Source organism: Bifidobacterium sp. C0047B3 (genome assembly GCF_056590535.1).
The window spans coordinates 1-1,826 of the sequence record NZ_JBWPWH010000008.1 but is presented as its reverse complement, the minus strand read 5'-3'; the positions used below and the strand labels follow the sequence as shown (position 1 = coordinate 1,826).

Annotated in this window: 1 rRNA gene; it reads right to left on the bottom strand. The window is 55.6% G+C overall.

Annotated elements, in window-relative coordinates:
* Positions 1 to 67: 67 nt before the first annotated feature.
* A 16S ribosomal RNA gene (locus AC1EKT_RS06215) occupies positions 68 to 1,594 on the bottom strand.
* Positions 1,595 to 1,826 lie beyond the last annotated feature (232 nt).

Here is a 1,826-nt window from a genome sequence, read left to right as displayed (position 1 = left end):
AAAACGTCAACTATTGTTTTCCACACCAGTAACCACACTCAACCGAGCGTGCACAAAAACTCCGTAGAAAGGAGGTGATCCAGCCGCACCTTCCGGTACGGCTACCTTGTTACGACTTAGTCCCAATCACGAGCCTCACCTTAGACGGCTCCATCCCAAAAGGGTTAGGCCACCGGCTTCGGGTGCTGCCCACTTTCATGACTTGACGGGCGGTGTGTACAAGGCCCGGGAACGCATTCACCGCGACGTTGCTGATTCGCGATTACTAGCGACTCCGCCTTCACGTAGTCGAGTTGCAGACTACGATCCGAACTGAGACCGGTTTTAAGGGATCCGCTCCATGTCACCATGTCGCATCCCGTTGTACCGGCCATTGTAGCATGCGTGAAGCCCTGGACGTAAGGGGCATGATGATCTGACGTCATCCCCACCTTCCTCCGAGTTAACCCCGGCGGTCCCCCGTGAGTTCCCGGCATAACCCGCTGGCAACACAGGGCGAGGGTTGCGCTCGTTGCGGGACTTAACCCAACATCTCACGACACGAGCTGACGACGACCATGCACCACCTGTGAACCTGCCCCGAAGGGAAACCACATCTCTGCAGTCGACAGGCACATGTCAAGCCCAGGTAAGGTTCTTCGCGTTGCATCGAATTAATCCGCATGCTCCGCCGCTTGTGCGGGCCCCCGTCAATTTCTTTGAGTTTTAGCCTTGCGGCCGTACTCCCCAGGCGGGACGCTTAACGCGTTAGCTCCGACACGGAACCCGTGGAATGGGCCCCACATCCAGCGTCCACCGTTTACGGCGTGGACTACCAGGGTATCTAATCCTGTTCGCTCCCCACGCTTTCGCTTCTCAGCGTCAGTAACAGCCCAGAGACCTGCCTTCGCCATTGGTGTTCTTCCCGATATCTACACATTCCACCGTTACACCGGGAATTCCAGTCTCCCCTACTGCACTCTAGCCCGCCCGTACCCGGCGCAGACCCACCGTTAAGCGATGGGCTTTCACACCAGACGCGACGAACCGCCTACAAGCTCTTTACGCCCAATAATTCCGGATAACGCTTGCGCCCTACGTATTACCGCGGCTGCTGGCACGTAGTTAGCCGGCGCTTATTCGAAAGGTACACTCACCCGAAGGCTTGCTCCCAATCAAAAGCGGTTTACAACCCGAAGGCCTTCATCCCGCACGCGGCGTCGCTGCGTCAGGGTTTCCCCCATTGCGCAATATTCCCCACTGCTGCCTCCCGTAGGAGTCTGGGCCGTATCTCAGTCCCAATGTGGCCGTCCGCCCTCTCAGGCCGGCTACCCGTCGAAGCCTAGGTGGGCCATTACCCCGCCTACAAGCTGATAGGACGCGACCCCATCCCATGCCACTAAACACTTTCCCAACAAGACATGCGTCAAGTTGGAGCATCCAGCATTACCACCCGTTTCCAAGAGCTATTCTGGAGCATGGGGCAGGTTGGTCACGCATTACTCACCCGTTCGCCACTCTCACCAACCAGCAAGCTGGTCAGATCCCGTTCGACTTGCATGTGTTAAGCACGCCGCCAGCGTTCATCCTGAGCCAGAATCGAACCCTCCACGAAAAACTTCAATGAAGAGCCAACAAAAGGCTCCAATATAAAAGAAAAAGACGAGACATTCTTTAAGGAAAGAACATCCCAACAAAAAACCTCACCACCATTTAACCATCTCTCAGGCACCCTGCAATCTGCAAGGCAGGCAATGAACTGGCAATAATTAACTAATAAGTAGTACAGACACGCTCTTGAGTTCTCAAACCACCACCACACCAGCCGGCTCATCAACCTCAACCGA